This window comes from Anaerotruncus sp. 80 (assembly GCF_009936115.1).
GTDB classification, from domain to species: Bacteria; Bacillota; Clostridia; order Peptostreptococcales; family Anaerovoracaceae; genus Senimuribacter; species Senimuribacter intestinalis.
In genome coordinates this window covers 1-19,150 of the sequence record NZ_QWES01000013.1, presented here as the reverse complement: position 1 = coordinate 19,150, position 19,150 = coordinate 1, and the positions used below count along the sequence as shown (strand labels likewise).

21 protein-coding genes and 1 pseudogene are annotated in these 19,150 nt (G+C 43.4%); 21 read left to right on the top strand and 1 reads right to left on the bottom strand.

Translation table 11 applies throughout. From position 1 onward, the window contains the following. Window positions 1–55: 55 nt before the first annotated feature. The 18 genes and pseudogenes from D1155_RS07705 (at window position 56) to D1155_RS07620 (ending at window position 16,577) form a co-directional block, all read left to right on the top strand. Window positions 56–328, top strand: coding sequence for a hypothetical protein (locus D1155_RS07705; protein ID WP_160201817.1), 273 nt, complete (start codon window positions 56–58; stop codon window positions 326–328). 11 nt (window positions 329–339) lie between these two features. Then, window positions 340–534, top strand: a complete 195-nt coding sequence (locus D1155_RS07700; protein WP_201759558.1) for a holin — start codon at window positions 340–342, stop codon at window positions 532–534. Window positions 535–884: 350 nt separating this feature from the next. Next, the gene (locus D1155_RS07695) at window positions 885–1,457 is read left to right on the top strand and encodes an N-acetylmuramoyl-L-alanine amidase (RefSeq protein ID WP_160201815.1); all 573 of its coding nucleotides are present in this window, start codon (window positions 885–887) and stop codon (window positions 1,455–1,457) included. Between the two features lie 390 nt (window positions 1,458–1,847). After that, window positions 1,848–2,339: a DUF3990 domain-containing protein gene (locus tag D1155_RS07690; protein WP_160201814.1), complete on the top strand. Its 492-nt coding sequence runs from the start codon at window positions 1,848–1,850 to the stop codon at window positions 2,337–2,339. Between the two features lie 11 nt (window positions 2,340–2,350). Continuing rightward, window positions 2,351–2,590 (top strand): hypothetical protein, encoded by a 240-nt coding sequence (locus D1155_RS07685; RefSeq protein WP_160201813.1) that lies wholly within the window; start codon window positions 2,351–2,353, stop codon window positions 2,588–2,590. 2 nt (window positions 2,591–2,592) lie between these two features. Further along, window positions 2,593–2,808 (top strand): DUF3791 domain-containing protein, encoded by a 216-nt coding sequence (locus D1155_RS07680; protein ID WP_160201812.1) that lies wholly within the window; start codon window positions 2,593–2,595, stop codon window positions 2,806–2,808. Window positions 2,809–3,127: 319 nt separating this feature from the next. Then, entirely contained in the window at window positions 3,128–6,688 is a 3,561-nt protein-coding gene (locus D1155_RS07675; protein WP_160201811.1) for an AMP-binding protein, read from the top strand. 78 nt (window positions 6,689–6,766) lie between these two features. After that, complete coding sequence (greA, locus tag D1155_RS07670) at window positions 6,767–7,246, top strand: transcription elongation factor GreA (RefSeq protein WP_160201810.1); 480 nt, start codon at window positions 6,767–6,769, stop codon at window positions 7,244–7,246. A gap of 17 nt (window positions 7,247–7,263) precedes the next feature. Then, window positions 7,264–8,814, top strand: a complete 1,551-nt coding sequence (gene lysS / locus D1155_RS07665; protein WP_160201809.1) for a lysine--tRNA ligase — start codon at window positions 7,264–7,266, stop codon at window positions 8,812–8,814. Between the two features lie 254 nt (window positions 8,815–9,068). After that, window positions 9,069–9,431, top strand: coding sequence for a hypothetical protein (locus tag D1155_RS07660; protein WP_160201808.1), 363 nt, complete (start codon window positions 9,069–9,071; stop codon window positions 9,429–9,431). An 85-nt stretch (window positions 9,432–9,516) separates the two neighbouring features. Beyond that, window positions 9,517–10,014 (top strand): annotated as a pseudogene (locus D1155_RS07655) (CHAP domain-containing protein); the annotation flags it as partial. A gap of 152 nt (window positions 10,015–10,166) precedes the next feature. Next, on the top strand, window positions 10,167–10,979 hold the full coding sequence (locus tag D1155_RS07650; RefSeq protein WP_160201807.1) for a phosphate ABC transporter substrate-binding protein: 813 nt from the start codon (window positions 10,167–10,169) through the stop codon (window positions 10,977–10,979). Between the two features lie 63 nt (window positions 10,980–11,042). Then, on the top strand, window positions 11,043–11,915 hold the full coding sequence (gene pstC / locus D1155_RS07645) for a phosphate ABC transporter permease subunit PstC (RefSeq protein ID WP_160201806.1): 873 nt from the start codon (window positions 11,043–11,045) through the stop codon (window positions 11,913–11,915). 29 nt (window positions 11,916–11,944) lie between these two features. Further along, window positions 11,945–12,760: a phosphate ABC transporter permease PstA gene (gene pstA, locus D1155_RS07640; protein WP_160201919.1), complete on the top strand. Its 816-nt coding sequence runs from the start codon at window positions 11,945–11,947 to the stop codon at window positions 12,758–12,760. Then, window positions 12,757–13,512: a phosphate ABC transporter ATP-binding protein PstB gene (pstB, locus tag D1155_RS07635; protein WP_160201805.1), complete on the top strand. Its 756-nt coding sequence runs from the start codon at window positions 12,757–12,759 to the stop codon at window positions 13,510–13,512. Before pstA ends, pstB begins: the two co-directional genes overlap by 4 nt. Further along, window positions 13,513–14,154, top strand: a complete 642-nt coding sequence (gene phoU, locus D1155_RS07630; protein WP_160201804.1) for a phosphate signaling complex protein PhoU — start codon at window positions 13,513–13,515, stop codon at window positions 14,152–14,154. It begins immediately after the preceding gene. Window positions 14,155–14,247: 93 nt separating this feature from the next. Then, window positions 14,248–14,922: a response regulator transcription factor gene (locus D1155_RS07625; protein WP_160201803.1), complete on the top strand. Its 675-nt coding sequence runs from the start codon at window positions 14,248–14,250 to the stop codon at window positions 14,920–14,922. After that, on the top strand, window positions 14,919–16,577 hold the full coding sequence (locus tag D1155_RS07620) for an ATP-binding protein (RefSeq protein ID WP_160201802.1): 1,659 nt from the start codon (window positions 14,919–14,921) through the stop codon (window positions 16,575–16,577). The genes D1155_RS07625 and D1155_RS07620 overlap by 4 nt, the downstream gene beginning before the upstream one ends. Before the next feature lie 131 nt (window positions 16,578–16,708). Here D1155_RS07620 and D1155_RS07615 read toward each other — a convergent pair whose 3' ends face one another. Next, a complete protein-coding gene (locus D1155_RS07615; RefSeq protein WP_160201801.1) occupies window positions 16,709–17,041 on the bottom strand; it encodes a helix-turn-helix transcriptional regulator in 333 nt (110 codons plus the stop codon). Between the two features lie 519 nt (window positions 17,042–17,560). Here D1155_RS07615 and D1155_RS07610 point away from each other — a divergent pair. The 3 genes from D1155_RS07610 (at window position 17,561) to D1155_RS07600 (ending at window position 19,033) form a co-directional block, all read left to right on the top strand. After that, on the top strand, window positions 17,561–18,139 hold the full coding sequence (locus D1155_RS07610; RefSeq protein ID WP_160201800.1) for a sigma-70 family RNA polymerase sigma factor: 579 nt from the start codon (window positions 17,561–17,563) through the stop codon (window positions 18,137–18,139). A gap of 101 nt (window positions 18,140–18,240) precedes the next feature. Further along, window positions 18,241–18,816: a type II toxin-antitoxin system PemK/MazF family toxin gene (locus tag D1155_RS07605; RefSeq protein ID WP_160201799.1), complete on the top strand. Its 576-nt coding sequence runs from the start codon at window positions 18,241–18,243 to the stop codon at window positions 18,814–18,816. Then, window positions 18,809–19,033: an excisionase gene (locus tag D1155_RS07600; RefSeq protein ID WP_160201798.1), complete on the top strand. Its 225-nt coding sequence runs from the start codon at window positions 18,809–18,811 to the stop codon at window positions 19,031–19,033. Before D1155_RS07605 ends, D1155_RS07600 begins: the two co-directional genes overlap by 8 nt. Window positions 19,034–19,150: the final 117 nt, after the last annotated feature.

Below are 19,150 nucleotides of genomic sequence, written 5' to 3'. Positions count from 1 at the left end.
ATATGACAGGGATAGAAAGTCTATGGAAAAAAGTAACAAAGTAAAGGAGGTACATATGACAGAGATTATGACAGCTGCAATCACCGCAACGGGACTAATTATCGTGCAGCTAATCGTATCCAGCCGGCAGCAGCGGGCGCAGGACATTAAGGTTGATGCGGCACTGAGCGAGGTAAGAAAAGACATCCAGCGCCTTGAAGAAAAGCAGGACAAGCATAACAATCTTATTGAGCGCACCGCAGTGCTGGAACGGGATGTGAAAACTGTTTTCAAGCGGGTTGATGAGAATAAGGCAGAAATTGCATATTTAGAACATAAAGGAAAGTAGGAGATATGAAAATGAGTAAGAAATGGCTTAAAGCAGCAGGAATCAGAGCAATTAAGACAATGGCACAGGCAGCCGTTGCCATGATCGGGACAAGCGTTGTGCTGGAAGATGTAAGCTGGCAGGTCACGGCATCATCAGCAGCGCTGGCAGGTATTTTGTCTATGCTTACCAGTGTGGCAGGATTGCCGGAAGTCGATGAAAAGTAAAGAACCTTGTTCGCAGGAACAAGGCATGGTATAATACATATAGTCAAGAGGACGAACTAAGAAAGCGGTTGACCTTCCCCAAAACTCGAAAGGGGTTTTGGATTTCAAGGAAGGTGATGGCATGACAGAGTACATATTTGATGTAGTTTATCTGCTGATTCTTTACAGAATTGTGAAGGAAATAAAATAACCGCCGATAGTTTAGCGACCTAGGCGGCTATTTTTAGCTAACATGGTTAACCGTTTTTTCCGGTTTCCTCTTGACACCAATATACCACGAATGAAGAGATTATGCAATAGTCAATTTACCCTGCCGTTTGGCGGGGATTTTTATTTGGAGGTGAAAAACGATGGCAAAAAAACCAATTTTATTCTACTTATCTGCAGGGCACGGCGGCGCAGATCCCGGTGCCGTCAGCGGAAAATTTGTGGAAGCAGATATGGCAAGAGTTGTGATGGCAGCATGCAGAAAGGAATTGCTGGCGCATAAGGGACGTACATATAAAGTGGCATATCCGGAAAAGGACGGCAGCGGCATGTCACTTGCGGTGCACGTTGCAGACATGGCGAGGTACAAAGCGAAAGGCTACAGAGTAGTGTCCGTTGACGGACATTTTAATGCCGGTGGCGGCGATGGTGACGAAGTCTGGGTATGGAAAGGCACCGTGACAAAGAGCCGCCTCGGCAAGGTGCTGGCTGACCTGATTATCGCGGAACTGAAAAAGGAAGGTCAGAATACCAGAGGCGTTAAGTACACCAATGACCTGTACTTCCTCAAGGGCGTTGGCGTGCCGGTACTGGTGGAATATGGATTTATTGATAACAAGACCGACCGGAAAGGTTTTGACACGAAGAAAGAGCTAGTGGCTTACGGCAAGGCAACGGCAAGAGCACTGATTAAGTATTGGGAGAAATATCAGTAAAAATTTTGCGAGAGAAATATTATAGTTTGTAATTACTTTTTGGTTATAAATGCAATTCCACAAGATTCGCAAATTCCAGCAACTTTACTGTTGTCAACTTTTATCGTAGTGCCATATTGTGTACGCTTTGCTGCAACTTGTAAATTTCGTTCCTGTATGGGGAACTAGATGAATTACTATCTAATTAAAGAACTGAAAAAATACCAGACGAAACGAGTTCTATTTTGTCACAAGATGCGGAAATATGTGATAGAATGCGATTAAAAACTATACAAGATGTTACAAATTCGTTGTAAAATGACTCTGATTATGTTAGGATTAAGAAAATAAGCGAGGGGGTAAAATCCTCCCCTGCCTGCGGGAGATTGAAGACTTGATTGGAGGTGCAGGATGCGTTTATATCATGGGAGTAATGTGGAGGTACCCGCACCTAAATTGATTCGGCAGAATCGGTTCCTGGATTTTGGTTTTGGATTTTATACTACGACGAATAGAGAACAGGCGATTGCCTTTGCGGACAAGGTATATAAGCGTAGCAGAGAAGGTAGCAGAGTTGTGAATATATATGAAATTGACGAAACTGTCGCCTTTGCGGAATGCTTTGTACTGCGTTTTGCGTTTCCTGACGAAGATTGGTTGGATTTTGTATCGGAGAACAGAGCGGGGACATATGACGGGGACAAATATGACATCATCTATGGACCTGTCGCTGACGACGACGTCTATACGACATTTACGCTTTATAGTGCCGGAGCGCTGACAAAAGAACAGGCTTTGGAGGCACTTAAAATCAAGAAATTGTACAATCAGCTGGTACTGACCTCCGAACATGCGTTAAGCTATCTGCGGTTTATCGGGACTGTGCCGGAAGAAGAACTTTGATGGAGGCAGGAATGGAAAAGAAAAAATTTGAAGCGATGCTGATACTCCTTGTTCCACAGGTGGTCGGCTTGATTGCAGAAAAGTATTGCTGCAGCGAGGTAACTGCTTCAGAGGAATTCTACAGTTCCAAAGTCTATTCTTTTTTGGAACAGGAGGATACTAAGCTGTGGCATTTTAGCCCACTGACCATATTCAATATGTTTGACGAAGAAAAACAAAGGGGAACGTTTACGTTTCCGGAGGAGGCATGACGATGAGCAGAGAAGGAGATTTTCTGATTTACTGCACGGAGCAGTATAAGTCGGCAAAAAATCTGACCGGCGCGCAGGTGGCCGAGTTATTCAGCCGATACAAGGTCTGGAATTACATCTATTCCTGCTTTGAGGCGCTGCACACCACAGGAGAAAATTATATTATCAGAGACATCGATTTGTACATTGAAGAGAGAAAGGCGGCAACGGTATCATAACGGATTGCCGCCGTTTTTTATTTGCAGTGCGCTGCTGGCAAAGTGCTGCATTGCTCCACGTTTCGCCCTAAGCCCCATCAAAGAAAACCGTTCCACACAGTCCCCAAAATCTTGAGGAAGATGTTACAAACCGGCGGCTACAACTCCGAAATTATCTTACGGCTTGAAAACCGCCCTATTTCTTTAAAATTTTTTAAATATTTTCCTCATGACTTCTGCAAATCTATTGCGGAAACCACCTAAAAATGGTAAAATAATAAATTAATGGTTAAGTAAAATTTTGCCCATAGAAGGCGGGAGAAAAGAGAGATAAATCGATATGAACAACAAGAAATATGACGGCGTATACTACCCGGTGCGGGAAGTTGCGGACTTAAAAGACATGATTGAAAGCAGCGCGTCGCTTTATAAAGATGTGCCTGCGTATTTACAGAAGGATAAGCCGGGCGGAACTTTTCAGCCGATTACCTTTGGCGAATTTAAAGAGAAAATGGATGCTCTGGGAACCAGGCTCCTTGACCTGGGACTTGGAGGCAAGAAAATCGCAGTGGTCGGTGAAAGCTGCTGGCAGTGGATTTTGACCTACTTTGCAGTGGTCTGCGGTGTCGGCGTTATCGTACCGCTGGATAAGAACCTGCCTATCGATGAGATGAAGAGTCTGGTGCAGCGCTCCGGTGCAAGCGCCCTGGTATATACGAAACGCAGCGAAAAGGCGCTGGCGCCTCTTTTTGAAGAAAAATATGACGTGGAACACTTTATTTCCATGGGGCAGAGCGAGCACAGCGAGAAGGCGCTTTCCTTGGATGAACTCATTGAAGAGGGCGAGCAGCTTTTGAAAGAGGGCATTCGCGATTATGTGGACGCAGAGATTGACAGAGAGCAGCTGGCGACCCTGATGTTTACTTCCGGTACTACGGGTACGTCCAAGGGCGTTATGCTTTCCCACAAGAATATCGTTGCCAATGTAGTCAGCATGTCCAAGCTGGTTCATGTGCCAGTTGGGACAAAGACTTTGTCTATACTGCCGATTCACCATGCTTACGAGTTCACTTGCGACATCTGCACCTGCTTCTATCAGGGAGGAACTGTTGTCATATGCGAGGGAATCAAATATATCCAGAAAAACATGAACGAAGTTCATAATCAGATTATGTTAGGCGTGCCTCTCGTCTTCGAAAAAATGTACAAAGGCATGTGGAAGCAGGCTGAAAAGCAGGGCGAGGCGGAAAAGCTGCGCAAGGCAATTGACCTGTCCAAGAAACTGAAACTTTACAACAATCCGAAGCTGATGAAAAAGCTGTTTAAGGCAATTCATCAGAATTTCGGCAACAATATCACCCTGCTCATCGCAGGTGGCGCTGCAATCGATCCGAAAGTCATCGAAGATTTTGAGGCTATGGGGCTTCCGATGATTCAAGGCTACGGCATGAGTGAATGCGCACCGATTATCGCAGTAAATCAGGACAGATACAGCAAAGCCGCCTCAGTCGGAAAACCGATGCCTGGCACAAAGGTTCGCATTGAGAACCCCGACGAAGACGGAATCGGTGAAGTGGTCTGCAAGTGTGACTCCGTCATGATTGGGTATTACAACAATCAGGAAGCTACCGACGAGGTGCTGAAAGACGGCTGGCTTTACACTGGCGACTTGGGATATCTTGATGAGGACGGTTTCCTCTACCTGACCGGCAGAAAGAAGACCGTCATCGTTACCAAAGGCGGCAAGAATATCTTCCCTGAGGAAGTGGAAACTGTGCTCATGGAAGATGAACTGATACAGGAAGCGCTGGTGTATGGCAGAGAAGACGACAAAGTCGGCAATGTGATGATTACCGCCGATATTTTCCCGAATTACCCGCTTTTGAAAGAGCGTTTTGGCGAGATGAGCAGCAGCGATGTCTATCATTTTTACAAGGAACTGGTCGACAAAACCAACAAAAAAATGCCGACGTATAAGGCAATCAAACGCATCAATATCAGAGAAACAGAATTTGATAAGACGACCACCGGAAAGATTAAGCGCTACGGTAACTTTGCAGCGGACAGCGTGCAGACAGAGCCGCAGGAAAAGCCTGGTTATGCGCAGATGAAGGATGCTGAGATGAAGAGGGCAAAGGCTTTTGTGAAAGCGATTTCTGAAAGCACGGATCCTTACGTAAGATATAAGGAGAGCCGTCCGATTACGGATATCAAGCACATGATCGAGACCAGCGCAGACCTTTACGGGGACAACGTCGCCTTTATGCAGAAATTTGAGAAAGACGCTCCGTATACAGCAATCACATATAAACAGGCGCTTGCCGATGTCAACGGTCTGGGAACGGCGCTGATTAACCGCGGTCTCAAAGGAAAACGCGTTGCAGTTATTGGGGAAACCTGCTATCAGTGGGAGTCTTCTTATCTGTCAGTGTTATGCGGAACTGGTGTTGTAGTGCCTCTGGATAAAGAACTTGGCGAGCAAGAACTGAAAGCACAGATTATCGATGCCGAGGTTTCCGGCGTTATCTTCGGCGGAAAATTTGCGGATATGTTCCGCGACATGAAACGCAGCGGAGAAACTGGATTAGAAATTCTGGTAAACTTTGACACAGAAGAGCATGAAGAGGAAACTCTTTCCTGGAAGTCCCTCATCAAAGAGGGCAAGGAGTTGGTTGCGCAGGGAGACAGACAGTTCCTGGATGCAGAAATTTACGGTGATGAGATGAGTGTTATCCTGTATACTTCCGGTACTACTGGAATTGCCAAAGGCGTTATGCTGTCTCATTACAATCTGGCGAGCAACCTGATGAGCGCACCGACGATTTTGAAAGTCAATCCGACTGATATTTTCTTCTCGGTACTGCCGGTGCACCACACCTACGAGTGTACCTGCGCGTTCCTGATGCCGCTTTACAAAGGCGCCGCAATCGCGTACTGCCAGGGCTTGAAATATATCACAAAGAACCTTGAAGAGGTGAAGCCGACTATGCTTCTTGGCGTGCCGGTGCTCATTGAGACTTTATATAAGAAGATTTGGAAAAATGTCAGAGCAAAAGGCAAAGAAAAGATGCTGAAACGGCTTCTGACAATGAATAGAAAGACCAAGAAGATGGGTGTGTCCATCAGCAAGCCGTTTACCAAGGAAATTCTGGAAGTATTTGGCGGTAGAATGCGTGTTATCATTTCCGGCGGCGCGGCAATCGACCCTGAGATTTTACAGTTCTTCAATGACCTGGACATTGTTTGTGTGCAGGGCTGCGGTTTGACGGAGTGCTCACCGATGACAGCGCTGAATCCGGACGTCGAAAAAGATATGCGACTTGCTTCTGTGGGACATCTGCTGCCTGGCATGGAAGTCAGAATCGCAGAGCCTGACGAAGACGGCGTTGGCGAGATTTGCTACAAAGGCGATAATGTAATGCTGGGATACTACAAGAATCCTGAAGGGACCGCAGAGGTAATGGAAGATGGGTGGCTTCATACCGGTGATCTGGGTTATGTGGATAAAGAGAACTTCATATATATTACAGGAAGAAAGAAAAATGTGATCATCACTAAGAACGGTAAGAATGTTTTTCCGGAAGAGCTGGAATACTATCTGAGCGCTGTACCATATATTTCAGAAAGTATGGTTTGGGGAGATGAGGTTGAAGATGGAAACGATATGACCATCGCAGCGACAGTGACTTTAGATGAAGAGGAAATCAGCGAAGCGCTGGGAGAAGCCTTTACCGAAGAGGATGTAAAAGGACTGGTATGGGAAGCCGTTGATCAGATCAATGAAAGACTTCCGTATTATAAAAAAATCAAAAAGCTTCACATCCGCAGGGAGGATTTTGAGAAGACCACAGGTAAAAAAATTAAACGTTTCGTCGAAGGAAACAAAAAAGGAAACAAGTAAAGGGCGAAAACATTGACAAATGCACAATTTTAGAGTATAATACTCGGACTATGGCATTGCTGAAAGGAGAATTAGAATATGTCAGAAGAAATACTTCTAACCCAGGAGGGTTATGATAAATTAGAGGCCGAAAGAGACATGCTGGTATCCGTTAGAAGAAAAGAAGTTTCCGAAAGATTGAAGGAAGCGATTTCTTACGGAGACCTTTCCGAAAACGCAGAATACGATGCCGCTAAAAATGAGCAGGCTGAACTGGAAGAGAGAATCCACAAACTGGAAACCATGATGAGAAATGCAAAGATTATCAACGAAGATGAAGTTTCCGGCGATCACGTAAACGTAGGTTTGACTGTAAGAGTAGTAGAGACACAGACCGGTGAGGAGCAGTCCTTTGTTATCGTAGGCTCTACCGAAGCAGACCCGTTTGCAGAGCCTGCCAGAATTTCCAACGAATCACTTGTAGGTCAGGGACTCCTCGGAAAAGGAATCGGCGAGGTTGCCGAAATCGTAGTTCCGGATGGGGTGCTGCACTACAGAATTGAAGAAATAACCAAGTAGTATAAAGGATGATAGATATGAGTACACAAGATAACAACATGAATGTAAATCCGGAAGTTGAGGAACTTTCGGAAGAAAATCTGAATGAGCAGAGATTGATCAGAAGAGAAAAGCTGAAGAAACTGCAGGAAGCTGGTAGAAATCCTTTTGTCAACGAAACATGGGATGTGACTGCCCATAGCATGGACATCAAAGATAACTTTGACGCCATGGAGGATCAGGAAGTGTCCTGCGCCGGAAGAATCATGGCTTTCAGAAGAATGGGCAAGATGGCGTTTGTCGACATTCAGGATAAGCAGGGTAGAATCCAGTGCGTAGTCAAGAGAGACGACATCGGCACAGATGAATACACCTGGTTTAAGACTTATGATATCGGTGATATCATCGGTGTAGAAGGAACTATTTTTAAGACAAAAGCAGGGGAAATTTCCATTCAGGTAAAGAGACTGGTACTTTTATCCAAGTCATTGCAGGTGCTGCCAAACAAGTGGCATGGTTTGAAGGATACGGATATCCGCTACAGGAAGAGATACGTGGACTTAATCGTAAATCCTGATGTCAGAGAGACTTTCTATAAGAGAGCAAAGATTATCCATGAGATTAAGAGAGTACTGGAAGAGGATTACAACTTCCTGGAAGTGGATACACCGATTCTGACTACGATTGCAGGTGGTGCTAACGCAAGACCGTTCAACACCCATCACAATACCCTGGACATCGACATGAAACTGCGTATTTCCAACGAGCTTTATCTGAAGAGACTGATTGTAGGCGGTCTTGACAGAGTTTACGAAATGGGCAAGATGTTCAGAAACGAAGGCATGGACAGAAACCACAACCCTGAGTTTACTTCCATGGAATGCTATATGGCTTACGGCAATATGGAAAGCATGATGGACGTAACAGAGCAGGTAATCTACAAGGCAGCCATGGCTGTAAACGGTACACCAGTTATCACTTATCAGGGCAAGGATTTTGATGTGACTCCACCTTGGAGAAGACTGGATATGACCGATGCCGTAAAGGAAATTACCGGCGTTGATTTCCACAAGATTGACTCTGACGAAGATGCGAGAGCCGCCGCTATCGCCTATGGCATGGATGCGGAAGAAGTGAAGGAAATGACACGCGGCAAGATTATTGCTGAGATGTTTGAAGAATACTGCGAAGATGTTCCGGGCTATCTGGACGGACCAGTCTTTGTGATGGGACATCCTGTAGAGATTTCGCCGCTGGCAAAGAGAGACCCGAAAGATCCGAGGATCACCAGAAGATTCGAAGGCTACATCAATGGATGGGAAGTCTGCAATGCGTTTTCCGAGCTGAACGATCCAATTGACCAGTTCGAGAGATTTACCGAGCAGCAGGCACAGCTTGATTCCGGTGAAGATGATGAAGCACATCCGATGGATATGGACTTTGTCAATGCGCTGGAGGTTGGACTTCCACCGACAGGGGGACTTGGAATAGGAATCGACAGAGTGGTTATTTTAATCACAGATTCTCCGAGCATTAGAGATATTATCCTGTTCCCGACGATGAAGTCATTACCGAACAACAAGGATTAAAAACCCAGTATTTATGCGGGTTTGCGGACATGAAAAATCGAGAAGCCCTACATCTTTACATCAAACTTACATCAAATGGTGCGTAGACTTGTGCAGAGATGAAAAAATTGCATAATTTCTAAAATTAAGACCTTGAGAGGATAACACCTTTCAAGGTCTTTTTTGCGTTGTACGATGTACCCGGTCGCAAACTTCAAGTTTTCTTTGATTTCCAATACAATGTAATTGCAAGGGAAATACAGGAGGGAAAGCCTATGAATAAACAGACATATATAACAGAGGAAGAAAGGGAAAAATGCAGAAAGGTTGCCAATGCCTTTTTGGAAATCTATCAGGAAGATGATGTGCTGGTGGTGGACGCCGGAAGGTTCGGGTTTGTGAAATTGCAGAATTATATGCCAAACGAGGGATTTGACAGTGTCACGACTTATACGGACAGCAGGGATATGTTGGAGGACTTATGGCAGGATTGGCTGATTACACAGCTTTTTGCTCTTTCAAAAGGAACGCCGATGGAAGATTTTACGCAGGAGGAGTTATTAAAGATATTGCCGACGAAAAAGCAGAAGGAATTTGCTTATAAAAAGATTTGCTTTATGAATAAAGCCGCAATTTGAAATGGTTTTTAATATGTGGATAGCAATGTTTCCCTGAGATAAAGAAGCTTCTCAGGGGAATTTTTTGTCTCAATTCGCAAACTACAAGGACTACCTTGCCGAATTGCTGAAAGATGAAAACAATTCGCTTTGGTCGGCTGTCCTTTATGGTATCTCGTACAGCAGCGATCAGATTGTAACCGTTGCGTTGTCTCAGGTCGGCAATGTCGGCGGAGAGCCGTACTGAAGTTGGTACAGCTTCAATTCTCGTGTGGAATGGTGTGCCTGTTTCGTAAGCTGGTGCGCTAACGAGTGCGGCTATATTGATACTGGAGTTATCCCGAAATTTGCGGGCTGCGTCAACGGCGCACAATGGTTTAAGGACAGAGGACAATGGCTTGACGGATCTGCCGAGCCTGTTCCCGGAATGATTATTTTCTTTGATTGGGAGAGCGATGGTGAAACCGATCATGTTGGAATTGTGGAAAAAGTCGAAAACGGTATTGTTTACACCGTAGAAGGCAATTCCGGCGATAGCTGCCGAATCAATCAGTATTCAATAGGGAATTATCAGATTTACGGATACGGTGTGCCACAGTATTAGAAAACAAGCCGTTTGCAGAAATGCAAGCGGCTTACATAAAATCAACTTTACAATGTTTTTACAATCGCAAGATAACGAATTTGATGTTCGGTCGGTATAATAAAACCGTAATCGAAAAGATTATGGAGAAAAAACAAAAGGAGAATTTGATTATGAAAACAAAGAAAATACTTGCATTAGCACTTGGCGCAGTTTGTGTTTTCGGTATGCTTGCCGGATGTGGAAAACAGGAAACAGGTACAGTTTCAACAGATGGTTCTACCTCTATGGAAAAAGTAATCGGCTCGTTGAAAGAAACCTTTGAGGCAGAGAACGAAGGAATTACCGTTACATACAATCCCACTGGTTCTGGTACAGGCATTACAGCAGTAGCGGAAGGACGCTGTGACATCGGACTTTCCAGCCGTGATTTGAAAGATGAAGAAAAAGCAAAAGGACTTGAAGGAACAGTTATTGCTTATGATGGTATTGCAATCATTGTCAATCCCGAAAATACCGTAGATGATCTTACGATTGAGGATATTGCCAAAATCTATACTGGTGAGATTAAAAACTGGAAAGAAGTCGGCGGTAAGGACGCTGAGATTGTCTTAATTGGAAGAGAAGCAGGAAGCGGAACCCGTGACGGCTTTGAATCCATTACGGGAACAAAGGATCAATGCAAATTGAAGCAGGAACTTACCTCTACCGGAGATGTGATTACGACCGTTGCGGGGAATCCGGCAGCAATCGGATATGCGTCTCTTGCTTCCGTAAAGGACAGCGTAAAAGCATTGAAAGTCGGAGGCGTAACGCCCAGCGAAACAACAATTAAGGACGGCAGTTATAAGGTGCAGCGTAATTTTGTGCTGGTTACGAAAACCGAGGGTAAACTGTCTGATGCAGCACAGAAATTCTTTGACTACATTACTTCAAGCGACGCTTCGGAACTAATCAGGAAAGCAGGAGCCGTACCGGTAAAATAAAGGACTGTAAAAGCGACGGCGATAGGAAACCGCTGCTTTTCACATTTTGAAAGGAATGTAGTGATGAAGAAAAAGAGATTATTTGAAACCATCATACACGGCATATTCCTGATATTGGGGCTTATTACAGTAGGATTTGTTTTGCTGATTACAGTGTATCTTATCATATCGGGTATTCCCGCTATTCGGGAAATTGGAGTTTTCAAATTTCTGTTTGGGAAAGTTTGGGCTTCCACAGCAGCAAAAGCTTCCTATGGAATTCTGCCGTTTATTTTAACCAGCGTTTACGGTACAGCCGGAGCTATCGTAATCGGTGTACCGGTCGGCTTTATGACCGCTGTATATCTTGCAAAGCTTGCTCCGGAAAAAATAAAAACCATTATGGGATCGGCGGTCAGTCTGCTTGCGGGAATCCCGTCGGTGGTTTACGGTCTTGTGGGAATGCTTGTATTAGTGCCGGCAGTTCGGACGCTGTTTCATCTGCCGGACGGTGCAAGTCTGTTTGCGGCAATGATTGTTTTGGCGGTAATGATTCTCCCGTCAATTATCAAAGTTTCCATAACCGCATTGGAAGCTGTACCGAAGGAATATGAGGACGCATCTTTGGCACTTGGCGCTACTCCGGTGGAAACCTATTTCCGGGTGTCTGTTCCGGCGGCAAAAAGCGGAATTGCGGCGGCTGTTGTGTTGGGCGTAGGACGTGCCATTGGCGAGGCGATGGCAGTAATGATGGTGGCAGGAAATGTAGCCAATATGCCATCCCTATTTGGGAGTGTGCGTTTTCTTACAACAGCAGTTGCTTCAGAAATGTCTTATTCAAGTGGGTTACAACAGCAGGCATTGTTCTCCATCGCCCTTGTACTGTTTCTCTTTATTATGCTGATAAACGCTGCACTTAATTTCTTTTTGAAGCGGGATAAGGAGGGTTCAAAGTGAACAAAAGTCGAAAAGGATATATTTTTGCTATGAAGTGGCTCTGCTGGCTGTCAGTGGGAATTACGGCGGCACTTGTATTGTTTTTGCTCGGATATATTCTTGTGAAAGGAATTCCCCATATCACTTGGGAACTGCTCTCTACAAAACCGAGCTATATTGAAGAACGCATTGGGATTCTGCCAAATATTCTGAACACCTTGTATATTATTCTTGCCACGCTTGTTTTTGTAATACCTCTTGGAGTGGGGGCGGCGATTTATTTAACGGAATATGCAAAGAATAAAAGAATTGTTACGGCGATTGAATATGCTGCGGAAACCCTGTCGGGAATCCCATCAATCATTTACGGGCTTGTTGGTATGTTGTTCTTCTGTCAGTTTTTAAATATGAAAACATCCCTTTTGGCTGGTGCGCTGACGCTTGTTATTATGAATCTGCCTACTGTTATGCGCACTACGCAGGAAAGCCTGAAAACCGTGCCACAGAACTACCGGGAAGGTGCGTTCGGACTTGGAGCCGGAAAATGGCGGGTAATTCGTACTGTGGTACTTCCCGGTTGTGTGGATGGGGTGGTCACAGGATGTATCCTGTCAATCGGAAGAATTCTTGGCGAATCGGCGGCGCTTTTATTTACAGCTGGACTTGCCCACGAATTATATGGATTATTTGAGGGGCTGCAAAACTCCGGCAGTACGCTGACAGTAGCGTTATATGTTTATGCAAAGGAACAGGGTGAATTTGAAATAGCTTTTGCGATTGCCGCAATACTAATGATTATGACGCTGCTTATCAACCTTGCCGCTGATATTGTCAGCCGTTATTTCAAGAAAAGGAGAAGCCTATGAGCAGTATAATGACAGTAAGAAATCTGTGCTTATGGTATGGAAAAGCACAGGCACTTAAACATATCAATATGGAAATCCCCGAAAAAAGCATAACGGCGCTTATCGGTCCGTCGGGTTGTGGAAAATCCACATTTTTGAAAACACTTAACAGGATGAACGATTTGGTTTCCAGCGTTAAGATTACGGGCGAAGTTATGTATAACGGTGAGAATATTTATGACAATTCAGTTGATGTAAACGAACTTCGTAAAAATATCGGAATGGTGTTTCAAAAACCGAATCCATTTCCAATGAGCATTTATGACAATATTGCTTACGGACCTCGTACACACGGAATTAGAAGCAAAGCAAAACTCGATGATATTGTGGAACGCTCACTCCGGGATGCAGCTATTTGGGAGGAAGCAAAGGACAGGCTGAAAAGAAATGCTTTGGGACTATCCGGCGGTCAGCAGCAAAGGCTCTGTATTGCGAGAGCACTTGCAGTAGAGCCGCAGATTCTCCTGATGGATGAACCGACTTCGGCGCTTGATCCAATTTCCACTTCGCATATTGAGGAACTGGCAATGAAGCTGAAAGAAAAATATACGATTGTCATTGTTACACATAATATGCAGCAGGCTGTCCGTATCTCAGATCATACGGCATTCTTTCTGCTGGGGGATTTGGTTGAATTTTCAGAGACAGAAGCAATGTTTTCACAACCGGGGGATAAACGCACAGAGGATTATATTACAGGGAGGTTTGGTTAAATGCGGTCAAAATTTGATGAACAACTGGAACTGCTTCATAAAGAGCTTATTGAAATGGGCGCTCTTTGTGAAAATGCCATAGCAATGGCGGCAAAAGCACTCTCAGAGGGCAACACGAAAATGGCGGCAAAAGTCCCCGAATTGTCAACTGAGATAGATAGAAAAGAGAGGGATATTGAAACCATGTGTATGAAGCTGCTCCTTCAGCAGCAGCCGGTGGCAAAGGATTTGCGAACGATTTCCTCCGCACTGAAAATGGTGACGGATATGGAGCGCATTGGGGACAATTCCGGCGATATTGTAGAAATTGTGACTATGGCGAACATTTCACCCTCCGATAATACGGAGCATATTCAGGATATGGCAAGAGCGACAATCAAAATGGTAACAGACAGTATTGACGCCTTTGTGAAGAAAGATATAGAGATTGCAAATGCAGTCATTACCTACGATGATGTGGTAGACGGTCTCTTTGACGAAGTAAAGACAGATTTGATAGAAAAATTTGGTAATCCTGAATCAAACGGAGAAAAAGTTCTCGACCTTCTTATGATTGCAAAGTATTTTGAGCGTATGGGTGATCATGCGGTGGAAATTGCAAAGTGGGTATTGTTTTCTATTACTGGAAGGAAAGAGAGATAAACGATAATTTCATTGCATATAAGCAAAGTTGAAAAAGAGGCGGATTTACGCTATAATATAATATGGGTATTTTTATGCAGAAGGAGAATGACAATGATTTATTGTGTAGAGGATGACAATGGAATTAGAGATTTAATGATATATGCTTTAAATTCTGCTGGGTTTGAAGCAAAAGGCTTCACGGACGGTACAGAATTTTTTAGTGCGTTGCAAGCGGATCAGCCGAAACTTATTATACTTGATATTATGCTGCCGGGTGATGACGGAATCACGATTCTAAAAAAGCTTCGTAACAATACTGTTACCGCAGATATTCCGGTTATTATGGCAACAGCCAAAGGAACTGAATATGACAAGGTAATCGGTCTTGACACAGGTGCAGACGATTATCTTGCAAAGCCATTCGGAATGATGGAAATGGTTTCCCGTGTGAAAGCTGTACTTAGGCGGACAGCTCCAAAAAACACCCCAAAAACTTTAAAGGTGGGAAATCTTGAAATAAAGGAATCTGAGCATACTGTTTATGCCTGCGGCGAGCGTATCACGCTTACATTAAAAGAATACGATCTTTTGTATTTGTTTATGGATAATCTTGGAAAAGTTTTCACCCGTGACAGATTATTACAATTAATATGGAGTTCTGATTATATAGGCGAAACAAGAACAGTCGATGTTCATATTGGAACTCTCCGTACAAAACTCGGAGAATGTGGAAGTTATATAGAAACTGTCCGAGGTGTTGGGTATCGAATGGAGGCGAAGCTATGACAAAAAGAATTTTTCGTACTGTATTCGTTGTTGCCATCAGCATATTTATTGCTTCAGCCGTACTTTTTATGACTGTACTGTATGACTATTTTTCTGGAATCCAACAAAATCAACTGCGTATGCAAATTGATCTTGCTTCACAGGGCGTTGAAGATGAAGGACTTGATTACCTGAAAAACTTAAATATAAAAGATTACCGTGTTACTTGGATAGGAACAGATGGTAAAGTTCTTTATGACAGCATATCAGAGGCTGATGAAATGGAAAATCATTTTGAACGGGAAGAAGTAAAAGAAGCACTTTCAGAGGGATATGGTGCAAGTTCCCGTTATTCCTCCACATTAACGCAGCGTTATCTCTATGGAGCAAAGCGACTGCCAGATGGAACTGTTATCAGGCTTTCAGTAACACAGAATTCTCTGCTCATACTTACACTCGGTATGTTGCAGCCAATTATGATTATATTTGTGATTGCTATTATTTTATCAGCTTTTTTAGCTTCGAGACTGTCAAAGAAAATTGTTAAGCCGTTGAATGAATTAAATTTGGATAAACCTTTAGATAATAATGGATACGATGAACTTTCTCCTCTGCTTCGGCGTATTGATACACAGCAAAAAGAGATTAGTCGGCAAAGTGAGGAATTAAGACAAAGGCAGAATGAGCTTGAAGTGATGACCTCCGCTATGTCTGAGGGAATTATTTTGCTGAATAATAGAGGAACTGTTTTGAGTATCAACAAGGCGGCTGCGAAACTATTTGGGACAGATTGTTTTTGCATAGGTGAGGATATCGTGTCAATAAACCGCAGCTTGGAATTAGCCCAATTGCTTAATAGGGCGAAGAACGGGGAACATTCAGAAAGAGTTGTGGAACTTGGATGTGGTCGGTATCAAATGATGGCAAGTCCTGTTATATCAAACAATATAGTATCCGGGATTGTGCTTTTAATACTTGATGTAACGGAGAAAGAAAAGGCGGAACAATTACGCCGTGAATTCACAGCCAATGTTTCACATGAGTTAAAGACGCCATTGCATACCATATCGGGAAGCGCTGAGCTTTTGGCGAACGGTATGGTAAAGCCGGAGGACATTCCCATCTTTTTAAAGCGTATTTACTCTGAAACACAACGCATGATTCAATTAGTGGAAGATATTATACGGCTTTCACATTTGGACGAAGGCGCTGAAGATATGAAATGGGATATGGTGGATTTATATGCGGTAGCAGAGGAAACGATAAATTCTCTTGCCGACGAAGCAGAAAGCAATGGGATAAAATTTGAACTGTATGGAGAAACTGTTTTGATCAACGGCATCAGGCAGCTGCTTCAGGAGATTATATACAATCTCTGTGACAATGCGATCAAATATAACTGTAGGGGCGGTTCGGTATCTGTAGGGGTAAAGAATGAAAATGAATTTGCTGTTCTGACCATCACCGACACGGGTATTGGCATTCCGGCAGAACATCAAGAGCGCATTTTTGAACGATTTTATCGAGTAGATAAAAGTCATTCAAAAGAAATAGGTGGTACAGGACTTGGACTGTCTATTGTAAAACACGCTGCAAAACTGCATAATGCGGAAATTGAGTTGCACAGCATTGTAAATAAAGGTACTGAAATTACAATCAAATTTCCTAAAAACTAAACATAATGAGAAACAGAGTCGTAGTAAAAACTGCGGCTCTGTTTTTGCTTTACAAGGATTTTATCAGAGTGCGATAACAGATTTGATGTTATTTTGATAAACTTAATCTGATAGAAAAAGCAGCCTTGCGGCTACTTTTCGGGTGCAGTATCAATTAAGGCTTTCGCAGTTGCTTTAACGACTTCTAACGACCGTTCATCGCAAGCTGAAAGCATACGGAGGAGATTTTCTACCTCGGAATCTTTGGACGGCTTCTCAGGGTGGAAAATCGAATCCGCAGAAATGTTCAATTCCCGGACGAGCTTATGTAGGACATCGAAGCTCGGTTTCTTGCCCTCGTTCTCGATCCGATATAGGTATCGCTCGGTAATATTCGCTTTTTCAGCCAACGCTTCTATGGTGATCCCGGCGTGTTCACGAGCTGCCTTAATGATACAACCAAGCGTTTCAGGTTTATTATGCACTTACAGTCCACTTCCATATATAATTATACTGATTTATGCCATCTTTATAATGGCACAGCAATTCAATTATAAGTGGACTGACAGTTCGCAGATAACTGAACTATAAAGAAATATGAACCCTGCCAAATAAAAAAAACGAGGTTTTGACAGGGCGATTTAATATGCCTACACCCTCCGATTCTGAGTTTTTTTGGATCGGAGGTTTTTTAATGCGCTGGATTATTCTCGGCGTTCCGCTGCTTGTGATGAGCAGCGAATATTAAACTGTTACAAAGGTATTATCAGAAAGTATTTCATTGAAAAAAGCATTTACCCCACAAAAGGACAATGCGGCTCACATACTGAACTGATATGCCATAAATACAATGAAACAAACGCACTTGCACGGCGAAATTTGTCGCTATGCAGGTGCGTTTTTATATTTTGTGGTATTTCGACCTTATATAGTGTCGGCTGCCGTTCGCCGCCTTACGGTCTGAATTTTTACATTTTTGAAAATTCAGACTGGATGTAAAGAAAATGGCAAAAAGCCAATTTGATGTTCTGAAAGAGGAGTTTCAGAACGAGTGTAAGGTTATCAATTTGAAGTACGAGTATGAGGGATACATAGGCGTGGAGCAATGGGCGGTTATTACAGAACTATCCGAAAAAGAACTGTTTGAAAAATACCCTGATATTATATCCCGCTACATACCGTTCGTGCTGCTGTCCGTTGAACAGGGAAAGGCAGTATATGAGTTTAGAAGAAATGAAAGCAAATTCTATAAGCGCAGCTTAAATAACGAGGACGCTTTTGGATGTGACGATGAGCTTATAGGGATATTCCATTCGGAGGTCTTTGTTCCTGACTTTTTTGAGCAGCAGATAACAGAGGAATACGAAGAAAATCGTTATCAGTTGAAGATGAAGCTGATGGACAAGGCTCTCTCAACCCTTACCGAAAAGCAATACAAATACCTCATATCTCGGTATGTTGCAAATAAAAGCGCAAGGGAAATTGCCGAAGCGGAGGGTGTATCTCATCAGGCGATTGAAAAGCATTTGAACGCAGCGATCAAGAAAGTGAAAAAAATATTTGAGGGATTTTTCCGAAAATAGGTTGTCATTTGGCTGACTGATTCCAAATTAGTGAAGGGGTTGTTTTGAATCCGGATAAAGATTTCCCCTTCACTTAATCTTGGAAATGCGAGGTCAATGCTATGCAAACAGAGAATAAAGAAAAGGTGAAGCGTGGAGAAATTTATCTGCATGATTTTGGAAACAATGCAGGCTCAATTCAGAATGGGGTAAGACCTGTTCTTGTAGTTCAATGCGATGAAGGCAATCAGGCAAGCATGACAACGGTTGTTGCAGCTCTTACATCAGTTATAAAGAAGCGTTATTTGCCGTCCCATATTATCTTGGGAGATAAATTTGGACTCAAAGAGCCTTCGATGGTTATGCTGGAACAACTGAAAACAGTCAATCAGTCCGAGCTTGTGGAGTATATCGGATTTGTTGACAACGAATATCTGCTCCGTAAGGTGAATCACGGCTTAAAGAAAGCGCTTGGTTTGTGGGTGGATAAGCCGCAAAAGCACAAGGGGGATATTCGCTGCCTTTGTCCTGCCTGCTTACAGGCATATAAGAAAACACAGAATTATATTGTTAGGCGGCTTGATCCGCTGGCTTCCAAAAGGGAGAAATGCGATAAGTGCGACAATATGGGCTGGGATTATATCATTTATGAAAGGTGTACTTCCACCGGGGACAAGGAGGTACAGGCTGATGAATGATAATAAGAAGGCAAAGCAGTCTAAATATGAAGTCCCATTGTGGCATAAAACAAATCTTTCTATTGATGAAGCGGTCGCTTATACAGGGATTGGCAGAGCAAAATTATATGAGATGACAAATAGAGAAGATTGCCCATTTGTATTATGGATTGGAAATCGGAGGGTAATAAAGCGACAGGTTTTTGATGAGTACATTGCAAATATGTATTTGATATAACAGAGTTGTCAAGTCTGCGATAAGCCAGTTCGCATAATTGTCTGCTCCAAAAGTGATAATGTCTTAAGAAAGCGCAAGAGAAAATGTCCCAAAAGGATTCCTAAAAAACACATATCA